This is a genomic window from Streptomyces sp. NPDC059247, assembly GCF_042754005.1.
GTDB lineage: Bacteria > Actinomycetota > Actinomycetes > Streptomycetales > Streptomycetaceae > Streptomyces.
The window spans coordinates 345,794-364,108 of record NZ_JBHYZW010000006.1 but is presented as its reverse complement, the minus strand read 5'-3'; the positions used below and the strand labels follow the sequence as shown (position 1 = coordinate 364,108).

Below are 18,315 nucleotides of genomic sequence, written 5' to 3'. Positions count from 1 at the left end.
CACTCCTCACATGCCGCAGAAGAGTTCCGGCCGGCGCGCCGCCCTGAAGAACGAGCTGTTCGGGGAGGCCCGCCGCTACATGGCCGCCTACGCCCTGTTCAACCAGGCCGTCGCCGACCACCTGGGGCTCCATCCGACCGACGTGCAGTGCCTGAACCTGCTCAGTCTGGAGGAGGGGCCGGTGACCACCGGCCGGGTCGCCGAGCTGACCGGACTCACCACGGGCTCGGCCACCCGGCTCGTCGACCGCCTCGAACGGTCCGGCTACGCGACGCGCGAACGTGACACCGAGGACCGGCGTCGGGTCCTGGTCACGCTCGCGCCCGAGCGGGTCGCGGAGCTCGGAGACCTGTGGCGCAAGCTCAACGACACCTGGGGCACCATGTTCGAGGTCTACAGCGACGCCGAACTCGCCCTGCTCATCGCCCATATGCGACGGACCGTCGAGGTCAGCGCCGCCCAGATCGAGCGCCTCCGCGGCGGCCTCGACTGACCCACCGGCCACCGGCCGGGCCCGTGCCCGGATCGCCGGGCACGCCGCTGGGCACCCCGGCGAGGGACACCCGCCGTCGTCTCAGGACGTTGTCGCGGTGCCGAACTCCCGTACCGCGTCGGCCACGATCTCCTCCAGGCGGGAGTGGTGCGCCCCGCGCCAGTAGACCCGGCCGCACTCCACGCACTCGGCGAACACGTCGTAGGTCTTCTCCGTGCCGTGCTCCAGCCGCTCGCGCACCGCTTCCTTGTCGGTGTCGCTCAGCCTTCCGTTGCACGCCGTGCAGCGGGTCCAGGGCGCGAGCGGGGGCGCGAAGCGCTCCAGGACGTCCCGGAGCTGCTCCTCCGGCCGGTCGCTGTAGACGTAGGCGCCCGCCCACAGCTCGCGGCGGCGCAGCAGGCCCCGGTCCCGGGAGAGCATCACGCGCCGTTCCCGGGCCGAGAGCGCGGCGAGCGCGGGGTCCCCGATGTCCTCGCTCTCGTAGGCCGTGTCCACCCCGAGCAGGCGCAGCCGCCTGGCCAGGGTGCCGAGGTGCACGTCGAGCAGGAACCGGAGCGGCGCGCCCGGCACCGGCTGCGGGCGGACGACACCCTCCACCGAGACCGTCTCGCCCGCCGCCGGGACGTGCGAGGCGTCGACGGGCCGCCCGTCGACGAGGAGCCGTCCCGTCTCGGTGCGCGGCACGCCGAGGGACTCCACGACGTGCCCGAGCGAGGAGGCGCCGTCGGTCGTCACGGCCGTCGGGCCCGTGCGGCGCTCCGCCGCGACGAAGACTCCGAGGCCGGGGGCGAAACTGATCTGGATCTTCGGTCCGTTCACGGGGACAGGATGGCACCGGTCCGGGAGGGGTGGCCAGGCAATTCCTTCCCAAGCGGACGGCCCGGCGGTCCGTCGGGGGCCGGTGGACGGGGCGGCCGGGCCTTCGGGCTGTGAGGGGCCGCTCGGCCGTCGGGCGGTCCGTGCCGGTGGCGAGTGCGCGCCCCTCGCGCTCCTCGCGGGCAGCGCGGGCAGTGTGGCGGGCCGGGTGCTCAGGCGGGGAACGCCTCCCTGTGGTCGGCGGCCCACTCGGCGAAGGTGCGGGCCGGGTGACCCGTCAGCTCCTCGGCGGTGCGGGTCAGGGGCGTCGGCCGTCCGTCGTGGGCGGACCAGTGGGACAGCAGGGCATCGGCGAAGACCTCCGGCATGAAGGCGGCGACGGACTCCTTCCACTGCTCGGGGGTGGTCACGGTGTGCGGGGCGGGTCGTCCCGTCACCCCGGCGAGGACCGCGAGCTGTTCGACGAAGGTCAGCGACTCGGGGCCGGTCAGATGGTGGGCGGTGCCGCGCAGCCGGGGCTCGGTGAGCACGGCGAGGGCGGCCTCGGCGAGGTCCCTCTCGTGGATCGGGTCCCCGTACGCCTGCGGGACGGGCAGCGCGGGCCCGCTTCCCGCCCGCAGCGGGCGGGCCCACTGAAGGGCGTTCGTGGCGAAGGCGCCCGGCCGGAGACAGGTGGTCTCGAAGGCTCCCTTCGCCGCCGCCGTGGAGAGGGCGCGCTCGGCGGTCAGGTGGGAGGCGGCGATGGCGTTCCGCTCGGCGTCCGGGGCGAGGACCGAGCTGGAGGAGAGCAGGACGACATGCCCGACGCCCGCCGCGCGGGCCCGGTCCGCGAACGTCTCGGCGTGGCGCGGCTCGGCGTACAGGAAGGCCGCGTCGACGCCGTCCAGGGCCGCGTCGAAGGTGGCCGGGTCGGCGAGGTCGCACCGCACGGTGCCGACCCCGGGTGGTGGGGAGAGCTCGCCGGGGTTCCTGGAACCGGCTCTGGCCTCGATCCCCGCGGTGCCGAGCAGTTCGAGCAGGACAGCGGCGACACGGCCACGGCTGCCGGTGACGAGGACGGTCATGGGATTCCTTGTGAGTGAGTGAGTGAGTGAGTGAGTGAGTGAGTGAGTGAGTGAGTGAGTGAGTGAGGAGGGAGGAGGGAGGAGGGAGGAGGGAGGAGGGAGGAGGGAGGGGTGAGCAGGTGGGTGGAGCTGGAGTGGGCATCCTCTGCGTGACGCATTACCTGCGCAACGCAGATAAATATCCAGGCCCGTGCCCAGGCCGTCAACCCTGACAAAACCCCGAGGTACCGTCCCCACATGAAGATCATCGACCTTGAGCCCGGTGACCCCCTGCTGGAGAGCGACCTCCTTCCGGTCCTCACCGAACTCCGGCCCCACCTCACCCCCGAGCTGTTCCGCGAGGTGTACGCGGCGGGGCATCCGCAGGGGCTGCGCTTCAGCGCCGCCTACACGGACGACGGCCGCTGCGTCGGCGCGGCCGGCTGGCGGATCGTCCACAGCACCAGCTCCCTGCGCAGGCTGTACGTCGACGACCTCGTGACCGCCGCCGCCAGCCGCTCCACCGGTGTCGGTCACGCCCTCGTCGCGCATCTGGAGGGCCACGCGCGCGCTGCGGGCTGCCGTGAACTCGACCTCGACTCCGGCACCCACCGCACCGGCGCCCATCGCTTCTACCTGCGCGAACGGTTCGACATCGTGGCCTTCCACTTCAGCCGGCCGATCACCCCGGGTGGGGACGCCTCCTAGAGCGGGCCCTCCAGGTCGAGCCGCCAGTCGTTGCAGCGCATCAGGTGGCCCGGCGGGTACTCGAGGTACCGCTCGCCGAGCAGGTCGAACCCGGCCTTGCGGCACACCGCGTTCGACGGCGCGTTCCCCGTCGAGGGGTACGCGTGCAGGAAGCGGTGCAGGCCCGCGCGTCTGGCCTCGGCGGCCACCGCGCGCGTGGCCGCCGTCGCCACGCCCCGGCCCTGGAAGCCCGGCAGCACGCTCCACCCGGTCTCATACACCGGCTCGCCGTCGCCGCCGCGCACCCAGAAACCGATGCTGCCCGCCACGACCCCCTCCGGCTCCAGCGTGATCCGGAACATCCGCCCGGCTCCCATGGCGTCCGCGCTCAGGTCCACATAGCGCCGGTGGCGCCGGACGAGCCGCTCCTCGGTCTCCGGGCCGCCGAGATGCTCCGTCAGTTCCGGCGCGTTCAGGGCGCGCAGCAGCTCGGCGTCGTCCTCGGACCAGGCTTCGAGACGTACGGGTGAGATGTCGTTCTCCATGTCCGTACGGTAGGTCAGGGGGCTGACAGTCCCCGGGCGTACGCGGTCGGCGGCACTCCGACCGTCGCCGTGAAGTCCCGTACGAGGTGGGCCTGGTCGCTGTAGCCCAGTTCCGCCGCGATCCCCGCCCAGTCCGGTCCCTCCGGAGCCCGCGCGGCCTCGGCGCGTTCCAGGGCCTCATGGACGCGGTACCGGAGGATCACCCACTTCGGCCCCACGCCCACGTGGGACGCGAACAGCCGCTGGAGCGAGCGCGCCGACAGGCCCGACGAGGCCGCCAGCCGGGAGACCCCGCGGACCGTCCGGTCCGTGCGGATCAGGTCGACCAGTTCCATGGCCCGGTCGGCGGCCGGATCGGGGGCGGGGCCGTGGGCCAGCAGGAACGCGTCGAGCGCCGCCACGCGCGCGTGGTCCGCGTCGGGGGAGAGGACCCGGGACAGGGAGTCCGGGGAGTCCCGCCCCTGCGGGAACACCTCGGGCAACGGGACCCGGCGGCCGGTCCACACCGACACCGGCCACGCGGGCGCGAACGGCCGGAAGCCGCCTGGCCGGAACTGCGCCCCGCAGACCCGGCCGGACTCCGCCAGTTCCTGGGTGAACAGACCGCGCCCGATGCCCGACACCTCGGCGGACGCGTGCGCCGAGGCGCTGGGGGCGCCGATCGGCCCGTACCGCTGGAAGGCGACGTTCACCGACGGGTGCGGGACGAGACGGCTGACGTACGGCTGGTCGAGATCCCAGTCGATCAGCCAGTAGTGCTCCAGATAGGGGCGCAGCTCCGGCGCCGGGACGTACCGTCGGAAGCGGACCCGGGCGAGCAGTTCGGCGGGGTCGACGATGCCCCGCGTGTCCCGGCGAGGAGCGGAATCGGCCATCCTTCGATGCTAGGCGTCTCCCCGAGCCCGCCCCTGAGCCCGCCCCCGGGCCCTGCAATGCCTCCGTCTTCGTTCCCGTCCCCCGTACTGGGCCGTGCGCGGGACAAGTCTTCGGTCTGGCGCGTTTCTTCAAGACGGCCGTGGGCATGTTCCAGGAACGTCGGTCTCATGACGAACAGCGACCCGCCCCGCGTCGGCGACCTCCTCCGTACCGCCGCCGCGCACGCCGTGCCCCTCGTCAGGGACACCCCCGACACGGCTCTGGGCGCGCCCACGCCCTGTGCCGAGTACGACGTACGCGCTCTCCTCAACCACCTCTTCGACGTGGTGGTGAACTTCCAGGCCCTCGCCGCCAAGCGGTCCGCCGACTTCTCCGGCGCCCCGGACCGGCTCGCCGACGCCGACTGGCGCGAGAGCTTCGAGGGCGAGACCGGGAAACTGGTGGACGCCTGGTCGGCGCCCGGTGCCGACGAGGGCACCACCGGGTCCCTCGCCCTGCCCGCGCGGACCGTCGGCAGCATGGTGCTGCTCGACCTCACCGTGCACGCCTGGGACCTCGCCCGCGCCACCGGACGCCGCTTCGAGCCCGATCCGGCCGTGGTCGAGGGGCTCGCCGAGGAGGTGGAGGGGATGGCGCCGATGGCCCGGAAGGCCGGTGTCTTCGGGGAGGCGGTCGAGCCGCCCGCCGACGCCACCGCCTTCGAACGGCTGCTCGCGACGACCGGCCGCGACCCCCGCCCCGCCGCGATCAGCGACCCGCGCCCGGCCGGGACCCGCGCCTCCGCGCCGACAGAGAAGGACTGAGGAGGGCTGAGGAGGGCTGGAAAGGACTGAGGAGGGCTGGGAGCGGGACCGGGGACGACCGGGCGCCGCCGGAGATCCGACCCGCCCGGTCGGCGCCCCGGAATCGCCCTTGCTCCCCGTCCCGCCCGCGTCCCCCGAAGTCAGCGGAGGCGGCCCGCCCGGCCCAGGGAGAGCCGGGAGACGACCTGGCCGAAGGCGTGTTCCTCCGCGGGCGTCAGGGACGTCGACTCCAGCGGGTGCCACACCCGCTCCAGCGGGACCCCAGCCCGGTCGCGGCGGGCGCGGGAGCGCAGGCCGCGCGACAGCCACACCACCGTCGAGACGGCGAGCAGACCGAACAGGGTGAGGACACGGGGGTCGGAGAACTGGCCGGGCAAGGACATGGCTCACTCCAGAGCGAGGGGCCGCCCGCGCGCGGCGCGCCCCGGCAGGTGGCGCGCGGGCACGGAGGCACGAACGATTCCTACTGCTTCCTCCCGACCTGTTCAGTTAACACCACCGGGGAGGACTTTCGGCAGGGGGTCCCGGGACCTTGGTCCCGGGCCGGATGTCCACCACCGGACGGCAGGCCCTCTTGTGCGGGCCGGGCAGTCGTTCCAAGGTGGCGGAAGAGGCACATTCCGGCCGGGGAGGGAGTAGCCGCATGTCCGGTGCTCAGGCGTGGGGATTCACGGACGACAGGGGTACGGAGCTGGGGGCGGCCCGCGTCCCACGACGGGTGGTGGCGTACGTGCGGGCCGGGGCGGCCCTCTGCGATCTGGGGGTGACACCGGTCGCCGTGTACGGCTCCGGGCACGACGGGGAGGTGCTCGACCCCGCGAAGGAGGGCGGGCTCGGGGCGGCGGCCGTGACGTACCTCGGGCCGGGCCGGACCCTGGACGAGGAGCGGCTGCGGTCCCTGCGGCCGGACGTGCTCGTCGACGTGACCTACGACGGGAAGAGCCCGTACGCGCTGGACGAGGCCGTCGCCGAGCGGCTCGGGGTGCCGCTCGTGGCGCTCTCCGTCGGCGGCGAGCTGGCGCTCGGGGCGATCCTCGACCGGTTCGCGGCGCTCGCCACCGCTCTGGGCGCCCCGCCGGACCCCGACGGAAGGGCCGACGCGGCGGCCCCCGCCACCGTCCTGCCCACCACCACCCTGCCCACCACGGTCCCGTCCGCCACCGCCCCGTCCGGCACCGCCCACTCCACCGCCGTCCTGCCCGTCGCCGAGCGGGTGCTGCGGGAGGCCGCGGGGCGGGGCGGCGCCGCCGTGCTCGCGCTCTCCGGCGCCGGTCCCGAGCAGGTGCACTTGGCCCGCCCGGACGCCTGGCCCGAGCTGGCGCGCCTCGCCGAACTCGGCGTACGCCTGCTCGATCCCGGACCGGGCCCCGGGGCCAACTGGCTCACCGCCGACTGGGCCCGCGCCGCCGAACTCCGTCCCGACCTGGTCCTCTTCGACAGCCGGGCCCACGCCACACCGCCGGACGGGCCCCTCGCGGACGTCCCGCGCACCGCCTGGAACCCCGAGACCCCGCCCAGCCCCGCCGCCTACGCGCGCTTCTTCCACGAGCTGGCCCGGACGCTCACCCCCTGACCGGCCGGACCCCGGTCAGACCGGCACCGCCGTGAGACGGGTGCGGCGGAGCGAGTCGGCGAACTCCTCGGCGCGGCCCAGCTGCGCCCGCAGTTCGGCGACCCGCTCCGCCGCGGCCTGCTCGTACCGCCGGACGCGGGCCAGCAGCGCGGCCCGCTCCTCCGGTTCCAGCTCCGTGTCCGTGCCCGCGCGGTCGGCGGTCAGCCGGTCCACGGCGGCCAGCAGCTCACGGGTCTCGTCGAGGGTGAAACCGAGCGGCTTCATCCGGCGGACCACCATGAGCCGGTCCACATCGGCGTCCGTGTAGAGCGGGAACCCGCCCGGCGAGGCGGCGGACGGCACGACCAGACCGCTGTCCTCGTACTGGCGGATGGTGCGCAGGGGGAGTCCGGTCCGGCCGGCGACCTCCCCGATCTGCAGGGGGGCGCCGGACGACCGCGCGTCCCGGGGCCCCCGTACTCCCCGGAACTCCCGGGCCTGCCGGGTCTCTGCTGTTCCGCTCACGGCCAGATCCTTCCTCGTGCGGGCGTCCCCGAGGCGTACGGGGTTCCCCCAGGGCGCGGCTTCCGCGCATTACATACCATTCGTCCTAACTTCAGCACTTATGAGAGCTGGAAGTGCGGCGAAACGCCTGCTGGTCGGCCGCCCGTTGGACAGCGGCCGACTCGGGGAGACCCTGCTGCCGAAGCGGATCGCGCTGCCGATCTTCTGCAGCGACCCGCTCTCCTCCGTCGCGTACGCCACCGAGGAGATCCTGCTGATCCTCGCGCTCGGCGGCCTAGCGGTGCTCCATCTCGCCTGGTACGCGGCGATCGGCATCGTCGTGCTGCTCCTGGTCGTCGTCGCCTCCTACCGGCAGACCTGCTACGCCTATCCGGGCGGGGGCGGCGCCTATGTCGTCTCCTCCGAGAACCTCGGGCGGACCGCCGCCCTCACCGCCGCGTCCGCGCTGCTCATCGACTACGTGATGACCGTCGCCGTCTCCGTCGTCTCCGGGGTCGCCGCGATCACCTCGGCCGTTCCCTCGCTCGACGGGCACGCGGTGGCCCTCTCGGTCTTCTTCGTCGCCGTCCTGGCCTGGATGAACCTGCGGGGGGTACGGGAGTCGGGGCGCTGGTTCGCCCTCCCCACCTACGCCTTCATCGGCGTCATCTATCTGATGTTCGCGGTGGCCGCCGTCCGCATGGCGACCGGTACGGAGATCCGCGCCGAGTCCGCCCGGCTGCCCGTCGAGGCGGTCTCCACCTACTCGGGGATCGCGCTGGTGCTGCTCGCGCTGCGCGCCTTCGCCTCCGGCTGCACCGCGCTCACCGGGGTCGAGGCCGTCAGCAACGGCGTACCGGCGTTCGCCAGGCCGAAGAGCCGCAACGCGGCCATGACGCTCGCGATCATGGGCGGGCTCTCCGTGACCATGTTCTTCGGGATCACGGTGCTCGCCATGGTCTACGAGGTCCACGTCGCCGAGGACCCCACGGAGCTCGGGCTGCCCCCCGGCACCCCGATGTCCACCGCGCTCGCCCAGATCGGACGGGCCACCTTCGGCGACTGGCACGTCCTCTTCTATCTGCTCCAGGCGGTCACCGCGGGCGTCCTGGTCCTGGCGGCCAACACCGCCTTCAACGGCTTCCCGATGCTCGCGTCCGTCCTCGCCCGCGACCGCTACGCGCCCCGGCAGCTCGTCCACCGCGGCGACCGGCTCGTCTACTCCAACGGCGTCGTCCTCCTCGCGCTCGCCGCGATCGTCCTGATCGTCGCCTTCGACGCGGAGCTGACCCGCCTCATCCAGCTCTACATCCTCGGCGTCTTCGTCTCCTTCACCCTTTCCCAGGCGGGCATGGTCAAGCACTGGCGGCGGGAACTCGCCACGCCCGCCGGGGCCGCGGACCGTCACAACATCCGCCGCCGCCTCACCATCAACGCCTTCGGCGCCTGCCTCACGGCGGTGGTCCTCGTGATCGTCCTCGTCACCAAGTTCACCCACGGCGCCTGGATCGTCGTCCTCGCGATGCCGCTGCTCTTCGCGGGGATGAAGGGGGTGCGGCGGCACTACGACGCCGTCGCCGCAGAGGTCACGGTGGAGGCCGGAGCCCGGCCCCGCGCCCTCGCCGAGAACCACGTCCTGGTCCTGGTCGCCTCGATCAACGCGCCCAGTCTCCGGGCGCTGTCCTACGCCCTGACCCTGCGCCCCGCCTCGCTCACCGCGGTCACCGTGGCGGAGGACCCGGCGGAGGCGGAGGTGCTCCGGGCGAGCTGGGACGCGCACGGCATCGACGTACCGCTGCGGGTGCTCAGCTCCCCGTACCGCTCGATCGTCCAGCCGGTGCTGCGGCACGTCAGGGACGCGCCCGAGCGCACGGGGGACGCGGTGGTCTCGGTGGTCATCCCCGAGTACGTGGTGGGGCGCTGGTGGGAGCAGCCGCTGCACAACCAGAGCGCGCTGCGGCTCAAGGCCCGGCTGCTGTTCATGAAGAACGTCGTGACGATCGACGTGCCGTACCGGCTGGCCTCGGCCCGTGAGCTGGCCGCCGAGCGGGCGAAGGCGGCGCGGGAGGCGGAGGGCCGGTCCTGAGACGGCCGGGCGCACCCGGATCGAGGCGCCCGGGACCCACCCGGATCTGAGACGTCCGGACCCGCCCGGGGCCGAGACGGCTGGGCCTACTCGGGCCCGAGACGGCTGGGCCCACCCGGGTCCGAGGCGGCGGCCGGACCCGCCCGGGTCCGTCCGCCTGCCGTCAGGGCCACACCAGGCAGTACGGCTGGTGGCCCGCCTCGTGGAGGCGGACCGAGAAGTCCTGCCACTCGTGGAGCAGCTGGTAGACGTCGAACGCGTCGCGCGGGCCGCCCCGGTCCGGGACCGTGGACCAGATGAAGGCCGCCGCGCCCACCGACTCCTCGCCGATCCCGCGCAGCGGGTCGACCACGGTCATCGGCAGTCTCACCACCGCGTAGTCCGGGTGCAGCACCACCAGTTCCAGGGGCGGCACCTTGTGCAGGGGCATCCCCTGGATGCCGGTGAGGACCATCGCGGCTATGGTCTCCGGCTTGATCTTGCTGAACATGCCGCCCATGCCCAGCTCGTCGCCGCCGAGCTCCTCGGGCCGCATGGAGATCGGGACGCGGGCCGCCGTGGCGCCGTTGGGCGCGCCGAAGTACTTGTAGGTCACTCCCAACCGGCCGCTCCTGCTTCGGGGGGCCGGCTCGCCAGGGGTGCCCGTGGCGCCCCCCTGCCCGCCCGCCGTCGGGTCCTCGGTCCGTCGGCGCCGGTGTCTTCCCCGCCGGGCAGACTCCGGACCCAGATCGTCCGTCCCCTCGCCCGGTCCGCCACCGCGATGCATATCTCCACCCGACTGCTTTTTCTCGGCAACACGACCCCGCCGCGCGACCCGATCATCGTGTCAGTGACCTCCCCCGCGTTCGTACGGTGAAACACCTGTCCGCAAGAACGCCGTGGCCTCTGACACCATGGATTCCGTGAGTCATCCCCATGTCGCCCCAGTTTCGCAGACGCGGAGGGCGAACGCCCCGGCGTAATACCGGGGATGTCCGCACCGTCCGTCCGTTCCCGATGTCGTGCCCTCAGTCGTTCTCGCAGGTCAGGATCACAGTGCCGTATTCATACGAAGCCCCAGTCTCACAGACGCTTTTCGACCGCGCGTCCCTCGTGACGCCCGGCGGCGTGAACTCACCGGTGCGTGCCTTCCGGGCCGTGGGCGGAACGCCCCGGTTCATGGTGTCCGGTTCCGGTCCCTACCTCACCGACGCGGACGGGCGGGAGTACGTCGACCTCGTCTGCTCGTGGGGTCCGATGATCCTCGGCCACGCGCATCCCGAGGTCACCGCGGCGGTGCGGGAGGCCGTGGGCCGGGGGACCTCCTTCGGGACGCCCGGCGAGGGCGAGGTGGCGCTCGCCGAGGAGATCGTCGCGCGGGTCGCGCCGGTCGAGCAGGTGCGGCTGGTCTCCTCCGGCACGGAGGCGACGATGTCCGCGATCCGGCTGGCCCGCGGGTTCACCGGGCGCGCGAAGGTCGTCAAGTTCGCGGGCTGCTACCACGGCCACGTCGACGCGCTGCTGGCCTCGGCCGGTTCCGGGGTGGCCACCCTGGGGCTGCCCGACACCCCGGGCGTGACCGGGGCGCAGGCCGGGGACACGATCGTGCTCCCCTACAACGACCTGGAGGCCGTGCGGGCCGCGTTCGCCGCGCACCCGGGCGAGATCGCCTGTGTCATCACGGAGGCCTCGCCCGGCAACATGGGCGTGGTGCCGCCGCTGCCCGGCTTCAACCAGGGGCTCGCGGACCTGTGCCGGGAGAACGGCGCGCTGTACGTCTCCGACGAGGTGATGACCGGTTTCCGCACCTCGCGGGCGGGCTGGTACGGCGTGGACGGGGTCGAGGCGGACCTGCTGACCTTCGGCAAGGTCATGGGCGGCGGCTTCCCGGCCGCCGCGTTCGGCGGGCGCGCCGACGTCATGGGCCACCTGGCCCCGGCCGGGCCGGTCTACCAGGCGGGCACGCTCTCCGGGAACCCGGTCGCGACGGCCGCCGGACTCGCGCAGCTGCGGCTGCTCGACGACTCGGCGTACGCGCGGGTGGACGCGGTCTCGGCGGAGATCCAGGGCCTGGTCACGGGCGCTCTGGCGAAGGAGGGCGTGGCGCACCGGCTGCAGACCGCGTCCAACATGTTCTCGGTGTTCTTCACCGCGGACGAGGTGCGGAACTACGACGAGGCGAAGCGGCAGGAAGCCTTCCGCTTCAATGCCTTCTTCCACTCGATGCTGGCCGACGGGGTGTACCTGCCGCCGTCCGCGTTCGAGTCCTGGTTCGTGTCGGCCTCCCACGACGAGCGGGCGATCGAGCGGATCGCCGCCGCGCTGCCCGCCGCCGCCCGCGCCGCCGCGGAGGCGACGGCATGAGCGAGCGCGCGCGGACCGAGGAGGAGGGCGCTCCGGTGAAGGAGACCCCGAAGGGCGCCGAGGACATCACCGTCGTCCATCTGATGCGGCACGGCGAGGTGCACAACCCGGAGGGCGTCCTCTACGGGCGCCGCCCCGGCTACCACCTGTCGGAGCTGGGCCGGAAGATGGCGGACCGGGTCGCGGAGTCGCTGGCGGACCGGGACATCACGTACGTCGTCGCCTCCCCGCTGGAGCGGGCGCGGGAGACGGCGGCGCCGGTGGCGAAGACGCACGGTCTGGACCTGGCGAGCGACGAGCGGCTGATCGAGGCGGCGAACGTCTTCGAGGGCAAGACCTTCGGCGTCGGTGACGGGGCCCTGCGCCAGCCGGGGAACTGGAAGCACCTCACCAATCCGTTCCAGCCGTCCTGGGGCGAGCCGTACATCGAGCAGGTCGTCCGCATGATGGGCGCGCTGGACGCGGCGAAGGACGCGGCCCGGGGTCACGAGGCGGTCTGCGTCAGCCATCAGCTGCCGATCTGGATCGTCCGCAGCTTCGTGGAGAAGCGGCGGCTGTGGCACGACCCGCGGCGGCGGCAGTGCACGCTGGCCTCGCTGACCTCGTTCACGTACCGGGGCGACAAGATCGTCTCGGTCGGCTACAGCGAGCCCGCCCGGGACCTCGTACCGGCGCATCTGCTGGCGGGGGCGAAGCCGGTGAAGGGGAAGTCGAAGGCGTTCGGCGCGTAGTCCGTCCGGACGCTCGGGATGTTCCGGGCGCTCGTCGACCCTGTCCGTCCGGATGTTCCGGGCGCTCCTCGGTCCCGTCCGTCCGGACGTTCCGGGGCGCGGACCGGCCCCTCTGGACAGGGGGGAGCGCGCGGTCCAGAGTGCTGGGGCGGTCGTTTGGTGTTCATGCCAATCGACCGCCCTAAAATTTTTGTACTATTTTCCGGAACCTCCGTGTTCCTCCCGGCATCTCACCCATTGTCGGTTTGGATGACGTTCAGTTCGTACGTCAGCTCGAATGGGGATGCCATGCGCGGGAACAGCGGGATCAGTCGAAGGGGACTGCTCGGGGCGGGCGCCGGTGCCGCGGCGGCGATGGGACTCGCCGCGTGCAGCACGGGCGGCCAGGACGGATCCGCGCGGTCCGGACCGGGCAAGGGCGGCGACGCCTCGACCGGATCCGGCAAGCCCGCCCCCACCAAGGACGACGTCAAGCTCATCGGCGACGGTTCCACCGCCGACACCGGCAAGCAGCCGCACCAGCCCGACGCCCCCGTCCCCCTCGAACCCGGCCAGACCCCGCCCCAGTTCGTGATCTTCTCCTGGGACGGCGCGGGCGAGGTCGGCAACGGCCTCTTTCCCCGCTTCCTCGAACTCGCCAAGAGCCACGACGCGGCGATGACCTTCTTCCTCTCCGGGATCTACCTCCTCCCCGAGTCCAAGAAGAACCTCTACCGCCCGCCGAACAACCGCGTCGGCGCCTCCGACATCGGCTACCTCACCGACGACCACATCAAGGACACCCTGAAGTACACCCGGCAGGCGTGGCTGGAGGGCCACGAGATCGGCACCCACTTCAACGGGCACTTCTGCGGCGGCTCCGGCTCCGTCGGCAACTGGACCCCGGCCCAGTGGCAGAGCGAGATCGACCAGGCGATGAAGTTCGTCACCGAGTGGAAGACCCACAGCGGCTGGACCGACCTCGACCCGCTGCCGTTCGACTACTCCAAGGAACTCGTCGGCGGTCGCACCCCCTGCCTCCTCGGCCAGGACAAGCTGCTCCCCACCGCCAAGCGGCTCGGCTGGCGCTACGACGCCAGCTCGCCCGGCGGCCGGCAGGTCTGGCCCGACAAGCGCCAGGGCGTCTGGGACCTGCCCCTCCAGGCGGTGCCCTTCCCCGGACGCTCCTTCGAGGTCCTCTCCATGGACTACAACATGCTCGCCAACCAGTCGAAGAACACGACGAAGGGGATGCCCTCCCGCTACAAGGGCTGGCGCGAGCAGGCCGCCGGAGCGTATCTGGCCGGATTCGACCGCGCGTACACGTCGAACCGCGCCCCCTTCTTCATCGGCAACCACTTCGAACAGTGGAACGGCGGCATCTACATGGACGCCGTGGAGGAAGCCCTCAAGGGAATGGCCGGGAAGAAGGACGTGCGGCTCGTCTCCTTCCGGCAGTTCACCGACTGGCTCGACGTCCAGGACCCGAAGATCCTCGCGAAACTGCGTACCCTGGACGTCGGACAGAAGCCCGCCGGAGGCTGGAACGGCTTCCTGCGCCCCGCCCCGCCCACCCCCACCACCGACGCGTCCACGCCGACGGCTTAGGGGATCTTGACAAGGGGCTTTACGGGCACGTAGGGGGGTGCCCAAGATCCCCCAAACGCCCATGCGAAACTTTTCACATGAGCCTTAGCCGTGCCCCTCGACGCACCCTGCTCGCCGTCGGAGTGCTGTCCGCCGCCCTCACGCTCTCGGCCTGCGACGGCGACAGCAACGGCAAGTCCGGGGGCGGTGGCGGCACCAACTTCGTGACCAACGCGGGCGGCATCGCCACCGTCGCCAAGGGCGAACGCGCGGCCCCCGGAAAGCTCGCGGGCCAGACCCTCGAAGGCGAACAGCTCGACGTCGCCTCCCTCAAGGGCAAGGTCGTCGTCCTCAACGTCTGGGGCTCCTGGTGCGCCCCCTGCCGGGCCGAGGCCCCGCACTTCGCCAAGGTCTCCAAGGACCTCAAGGCCCAGGGCGTCGAGTTCGTCGGCCTCAACACCCGCGACCCCAACAAGCAGCCCGCCCTCGCCTTCGAGAAGGACTACGGGGTCACCTACCCCAGCCTCTACGACCCGCAGGGCGAACTGATCCTCTTCGGCTTCCCCAAGGGCACGCTCAGCCCGCAGTCCATCCCCTCCACCGTCGTCCTCGACAAGGAGGGCAGGATCGCCGCCCGCTCCCTCATGGCGCTCAACGAGGAGAAGCTCCGCTCGATGATCGAGCCGATCCTCAAGGAGAAGTGAGCCGGTGAACGAGACCGTCACCAGCGGAGCCCTGCTGCTCGCCCTGCCCCTCGCGGTCCTCGGCGGGCTGGTCTCCTTCTTCTCCCCCTGCGTGCTCCCGCTCGTCCCCGGCTACCTCTCCTACGTCACCGGGGTCACCGGCACCGACCTCGCCGAGCAGCGCCGCGGCCGGATGACCGCGGGCGCCCTCCTCTTCGTCCTCGGCTTCACCGCCGTGTTCGTCTCCGGCGGCGCGCTCTTCGGCTACTTCGGCTCCACCCTCCAGGAGTACCGGGGCACGCTCACCACGGTCCTCGGCGTGCTCATGATCCTCATGGGCGTCTTCTTCCTCGGTCTGATGCCCTGGTTCACCCAGCGCGAGTTCCGCGTCCACAAGAAGCCCGTCGCCGGACTGCTCGGCGCGCCGCTGCTCGGCGCGCTCTTCGGCATCGGCTGGACCCCGTGCATCGGCCCGACCCTCGCCTCGGTCAACGCCCTCGCCCTCCAGGAGGCCAGCGCGGGGCGCGGGGCGGTGCTCGCCTTCGCGTACTGCCTCGGACTCGGCGTGCCGTTCGTGCTCGCCGCCGTCGCCTTCCGCAAGGCGCTCGGCGCGTTCGGCTGGATGAAGAAGCACTATGTGTGGGTGATGCGCGTCGGCGGCGGCATGATGATCGTCACCGGTGTCCTGCTCCTCACAGGTGTGTGGGACAGCATGGTCGCCACGATGCAGGGCTGGTCCAGCGGTTTCACGGTGGGGATCTGAGTTCCATGAGTACGACCGACACTTCCGGCACGACGGAGCGGCAGGAGGGCCTCGGCGACGCCGGGGAACACCTCTCCACCGCCCCCACCGAGGACCGGGGCGACACCCCCGTCGGCGGCCCCGTACTCGGGGTCATCGGCTGGATCCGCTGGTTCTGGCGGCAGCTGACCTCCATGAGGGTCGCGCTGATCCTGCTGTTCATGCTCTCCCTGGGCGCCGTCCCCGGCTCCCTCGTCCCGCAGAACAGCGCGGACGAGATGAAGGTGCAGGCCTTCAAGGAGGCCCACGAGACGCTCAGCCCGCTCTACGACAAGCTCCAGTTCTTCGACGTCTACAGCTCGGTGTGGTTCTCCGCGATCTACATACTGCTGTTCGTCTCCCTCATCGGCTGCATCGTGCCGCGCACCGGACAGTTCGTCGGCCAGCTCCGCAGCCGTCCGCCGGGCGCCCCCCGGCGCCTGGACCGGCTCCCCGCGTACACCACCTGGCGCACCGAGGCCGCTCCCGAGGAGGTCAGGACCGCCGCGCTCGCCCTCCTCAAGGGCCGCCGGTTCCGCTCCCACACCGCGGGGGACGCGGTCGCCGCCGAGAAGGGCTATCTGCGCGAGGCCGGGAACCTGGCCTTCCACGTCGCCCTGATCGTGATGCTCGTGGCCTTCGCCTGGGGCCAGCTCTTCAAGTCCGAGGGCGGCAAGCTGATCGTCGAGGGCGACGGCTTCTCCAACACGCTCACCCAGTACGACGACTTCAAGTCCGGCTCCCAGTTCGGCATCGGGGAACTGGAGCCGTTCAACTTCAAGCTCGACGCCTTCGACGGCACCTACGAGAAGAGCGGCCCCCAGCGCGGCACCCCGCGCACCTTCGAGGCGGCCGTCACCTACACGCGGGGCGGCGAGCCGACCAAGGCCGTCATCCGGGTCAACGAACCCCTCAAGGTCGGCGACTCCAAGGTCTATCTGATCGCCCACGGCTACGCGCCCGTCGTCACCGTCAGGGACGGCCGGGGCAAGGTCGTCTACAACGCGGCCGTCCCGCTGCTGCCCATCGACAACAACGTCACGTCCACCGGCGCCATCAAGGTGATGGACGGCTACCGCGACAAGAACGGCAAGAAGGAGCAGCTGGGCTTCCAGGCGTTCTTCGTGCCGACCTTCGCGGGCGCGGGCCAGGGCACGATGTTCTCCCAGTTCCCCGCACTGGACTTCCCCGTCATGGCGCTCACCGGCTACCACGGGGACCTGCGGGTCGACTCCGGGCTGCCGCAGAACGTGTACCAGCTCGACAAGTCCAAGATGAAGCAGTTCACGGACGCGTCCGGCGGCAAGCTCGCCAAGCGACTGCTGCCCGGCGAGACCCTGACCCTCCCCGACGGCGCCGGCTCGATCACCTTCGAGAAGGACATCAAGGAGTGGGCCAGCTTCCAGATCTCGCAGCAGCCCGGCAACGGGATGGCGCTCGCGGGCGCCATCGCCGCCATCGCCGGTCTGACCGGCTCGCTCTTCATCCAGCGGCGCCGGATCTGGGTCCGGGCCGTCCGGGGCGAGGACGGCGTCACCGTCGTCGAGATGGCCGGACTCGGCCGCAGCGAGTCCGCGAAGCTCCCCGAGGAACTGGGAGACCTCGCGCTCGCGCTCACCCAGGACGCGCCCCCCGCACCGGAACCCGCGGACGAACCCGCAGAAGAACCTGCCCCTTCTGGAGAGGCCGACAAGTGATCCTCGCCGCCACGACCAACGAGAGCCTGGCGCGGATGAGCGACGTGCTCATCTACTCCTCGATGGCCGTCTACACCCTGGCTTTCTTCGCCCACATCGCCGAGTGGGTGCTGGGCAGCCGCAGCAAGGTCGGCCGCACCGCCGCCGCCCTCACCCCGCGCGCCGCCACCGCCGCCCCCGCCGTGACCGTCCAGGTCAAGAAGGCGGGCGGCACCACCGTGCTCGACAAGCCGAAGGTCGTCACCCGCGCCGCGGCCGGTGCCCGCGACGTGCCGGACGGCCCCGGCGCGGCGGGCGGCACCGTCAAGGGCGACCTGTACGGCCGCATCGCCGTCTCGCTCACGGTCCTCGCCTTCCTGGTCGAGGCCTCCGGCGTGGTCACCCGGGCGCTCTCCGTGCAGCGGGCCCCCTGGGGCAACATGTACGAGTTCTCCACCACCTTCTCCACGGTGGCGGTCGGCGCGTACCTCGCCTTCCTCTTCGCCAAGAAGAACGTCCGCTGGATCGGTCTGCCGCTGGTCACCACGGTCCTGCTCGACCTGGGCGTGGCCACCACCTGGCTGAAGACCCCCAGCGACCAGCTCGTCCCGGCGCTCGACTCGTACTGGCTGTGGATCCACGTCTCCACCGCGATCTTCTGCGGCGCCGTCTTCTACCTCGGGGCCGTCGCCACCGTCCTCTACCTCTTCCGCGACTCGTACGAGAACAAGCTCGCCACCGGCGGGGACCCGGGCTCCTTCGCCCGCTCGGTGCTGGAGCGGCTGCCCTCGGCCGCCTCGCTCGACAAGTTCTCCTACCGGATCAACGCGGCCGTCTTCCCGCTGTGGACGTTCACGATCATCGCGGGCGCGATCTGGGCCGGGGACGCCTGGGGCCGCTACTGGGGCTGGGACGCCAAGGAGGTCTGGTCCTTCATCACCTGGGTCGGCTACGCCGCGTACCTCCACGCGCGGGCCACGGCGGGCTGGAAGGGCCGCAAGGCCGCGTACATCGCGCTCGTCGCCTTCGCCTGCTTCCTGTTCAACTACTACGGCGTGAACATCTTCGTGAGCAGCAAGCACTCCTACGCCGGAGTCTGATCCGGCCCCACCGCCGTCGGACCCCCGGCC

General features: G+C 72.0%; 19 protein-coding genes. 12 read left to right on the top strand and 7 right to left on the bottom strand.

Translation table 11 applies throughout. The features are described from left to right. Nucleotides 1-10 precede the first annotated feature (10 nt). Nucleotides 11-493 (top strand): MarR family winged helix-turn-helix transcriptional regulator, encoded by a 483-nt coding sequence (locus ACFXGN_RS15155; protein WP_384858441.1) that lies wholly within the window; start codon nucleotides 11-13, stop codon nucleotides 491-493. An 81-nt stretch (nucleotides 494-574) separates the two neighbouring features. Here ACFXGN_RS15155 and ACFXGN_RS15150 read toward each other — a convergent pair whose 3' ends face one another. Together ACFXGN_RS15150 and ACFXGN_RS15145 are read right to left on the bottom strand one after the other, a co-directional pair. Then, nucleotides 575-1,312, bottom strand: coding sequence for a Mut7-C RNAse domain-containing protein (locus tag ACFXGN_RS15150; RefSeq protein WP_384858438.1), 738 nt, complete (start codon nucleotides 1,310-1,312; stop codon nucleotides 575-577). A gap of 209 nt (nucleotides 1,313-1,521) precedes the next feature. Next, nucleotides 1,522-2,373, bottom strand: a complete 852-nt coding sequence (locus tag ACFXGN_RS15145; protein WP_384858437.1) for an NAD(P)H-binding protein — start codon at nucleotides 2,371-2,373, stop codon at nucleotides 1,522-1,524. 237 nt (nucleotides 2,374-2,610) lie between these two features. Here ACFXGN_RS15145 and ACFXGN_RS15140 point away from each other — a divergent pair, with 237 nt between their 5' ends. Beyond that, nucleotides 2,611-3,060: a GNAT family N-acetyltransferase gene (locus ACFXGN_RS15140; protein WP_384858435.1), complete on the top strand. Its 450-nt coding sequence runs from the start codon at nucleotides 2,611-2,613 to the stop codon at nucleotides 3,058-3,060. Here ACFXGN_RS15140 and ACFXGN_RS15135 read toward each other — a convergent pair. Together ACFXGN_RS15135 and ACFXGN_RS15130 are read right to left on the bottom strand one after the other, a co-directional pair. Then, nucleotides 3,057-3,584 carry a GNAT family N-acetyltransferase gene (locus tag ACFXGN_RS15135; protein WP_384858432.1) on the bottom strand — a complete coding sequence of 176 codons (528 nt, stop codon included), beginning with the start codon at nucleotides 3,582-3,584 and terminating at the stop codon, nucleotides 3,057-3,059. The two genes, ACFXGN_RS15140 and ACFXGN_RS15135, sit on opposite strands and share 4 nt — an antisense overlap. A 14-nt stretch (nucleotides 3,585-3,598) precedes the next feature. After that, on the bottom strand, nucleotides 3,599-4,459 hold the full coding sequence (locus tag ACFXGN_RS15130; protein WP_384858429.1) for a DUF6597 domain-containing transcriptional factor: 861 nt from the start codon (nucleotides 4,457-4,459) through the stop codon (nucleotides 3,599-3,601). Nucleotides 4,460-4,627: 168 nt separating this feature from the next. On the opposite strand from ACFXGN_RS15130, the gene ACFXGN_RS15125 reads away from it, so the two are divergent. Next, nucleotides 4,628-5,263 carry a TIGR03086 family metal-binding protein gene (locus tag ACFXGN_RS15125; protein WP_384858426.1) on the top strand — a complete coding sequence of 212 codons (636 nt, stop codon included), beginning with the start codon at nucleotides 4,628-4,630 and terminating at the stop codon, nucleotides 5,261-5,263. Between the two features lie 140 nt (nucleotides 5,264-5,403). Here ACFXGN_RS15125 and ACFXGN_RS15120 read toward each other — a convergent pair whose 3' ends face one another. Continuing rightward, a complete protein-coding gene (locus tag ACFXGN_RS15120; protein WP_384858425.1) occupies nucleotides 5,404-5,646 on the bottom strand; it encodes a hypothetical protein in 243 nt (80 codons plus the stop codon). A gap of 260 nt (nucleotides 5,647-5,906) precedes the next feature. On the opposite strand from ACFXGN_RS15120, the gene ACFXGN_RS15115 reads away from it, so the two are divergent. Next, the gene (locus tag ACFXGN_RS15115) at nucleotides 5,907-6,836 is read left to right on the top strand and encodes an ABC transporter substrate-binding protein (protein ID WP_384858423.1); all 930 of its coding nucleotides are present in this window, start codon (nucleotides 5,907-5,909) and stop codon (nucleotides 6,834-6,836) included. A 15-nt stretch (nucleotides 6,837-6,851) separates the two neighbouring features. Here ACFXGN_RS15115 and ACFXGN_RS15110 read toward each other — a convergent pair whose 3' ends face one another. Next, nucleotides 6,852-7,256 carry a MerR family transcriptional regulator gene (locus ACFXGN_RS15110; RefSeq protein ID WP_384858587.1) on the bottom strand — a complete coding sequence of 135 codons (405 nt, stop codon included), beginning with the start codon at nucleotides 7,254-7,256 and terminating at the stop codon, nucleotides 6,852-6,854. Between the two features lie 184 nt (nucleotides 7,257-7,440). Here ACFXGN_RS15110 and ACFXGN_RS15105 point away from each other — a divergent pair, with 184 nt between their 5' ends. Continuing rightward, entirely contained in the window at nucleotides 7,441-9,405 is a 1,965-nt protein-coding gene (locus tag ACFXGN_RS15105; protein ID WP_384858420.1) for an APC family permease, read from the top strand. A gap of 163 nt (nucleotides 9,406-9,568) precedes the next feature. Here the strand turns inward: ACFXGN_RS15105 and ACFXGN_RS15100 are convergent, their stop codons facing one another. After that, nucleotides 9,569-10,171 (bottom strand): hypothetical protein, encoded by a 603-nt coding sequence (locus tag ACFXGN_RS15100; RefSeq protein WP_384858417.1) that lies wholly within the window; start codon nucleotides 10,169-10,171, stop codon nucleotides 9,569-9,571. Between the two features lie 230 nt (nucleotides 10,172-10,401). On the opposite strand from ACFXGN_RS15100, the gene hemL reads away from it, so the two are divergent. The 7 genes from hemL to ccsB all read left to right on the top strand — a co-directional run bounded on the left by hemL (nucleotide 10,402) and on the right by ccsB (nucleotide 18,285). Next, nucleotides 10,402-11,748, top strand: a complete 1,347-nt coding sequence (gene hemL, locus ACFXGN_RS15095) for a glutamate-1-semialdehyde 2,1-aminomutase (protein WP_384858414.1) — start codon at nucleotides 10,402-10,404, stop codon at nucleotides 11,746-11,748. Continuing rightward, on the top strand, nucleotides 11,745-12,479 hold the full coding sequence (locus ACFXGN_RS15090; protein WP_384858412.1) for a histidine phosphatase family protein: 735 nt from the start codon (nucleotides 11,745-11,747) through the stop codon (nucleotides 12,477-12,479). Before hemL ends, ACFXGN_RS15090 begins: the two co-directional genes overlap by 4 nt. A 288-nt stretch (nucleotides 12,480-12,767) precedes the next feature. Then, entirely contained in the window at nucleotides 12,768-14,066 is a 1,299-nt protein-coding gene (locus tag ACFXGN_RS15085) for a hypothetical protein (RefSeq protein ID WP_384858410.1), read from the top strand. A 77-nt stretch (nucleotides 14,067-14,143) separates the two neighbouring features. Further along, nucleotides 14,144-14,749, top strand: coding sequence for a TlpA family protein disulfide reductase (locus ACFXGN_RS15080; RefSeq protein WP_384858408.1), 606 nt, complete (start codon nucleotides 14,144-14,146; stop codon nucleotides 14,747-14,749). A 4-nt stretch (nucleotides 14,750-14,753) separates the two neighbouring features. After that, the gene (locus ACFXGN_RS15075; RefSeq protein WP_384858406.1) at nucleotides 14,754-15,491 is read left to right on the top strand and encodes a cytochrome c biogenesis CcdA family protein; all 738 of its coding nucleotides are present in this window, start codon (nucleotides 14,754-14,756) and stop codon (nucleotides 15,489-15,491) included. Between the two features lie 5 nt (nucleotides 15,492-15,496). Next, on the top strand, nucleotides 15,497-17,206 hold the full coding sequence (locus ACFXGN_RS15070) for a cytochrome c biogenesis protein ResB (protein WP_384858403.1): 1,710 nt from the start codon (nucleotides 15,497-15,499) through the stop codon (nucleotides 17,204-17,206). After that, on the top strand, nucleotides 17,203-18,285 hold the full coding sequence (gene ccsB, locus ACFXGN_RS15065; protein ID WP_384858400.1) for a c-type cytochrome biogenesis protein CcsB: 1,083 nt from the start codon (nucleotides 17,203-17,205) through the stop codon (nucleotides 18,283-18,285). The genes ACFXGN_RS15070 and ccsB overlap by 4 nt, the downstream gene beginning before the upstream one ends. Nucleotides 18,286-18,315 lie beyond the last annotated feature (30 nt).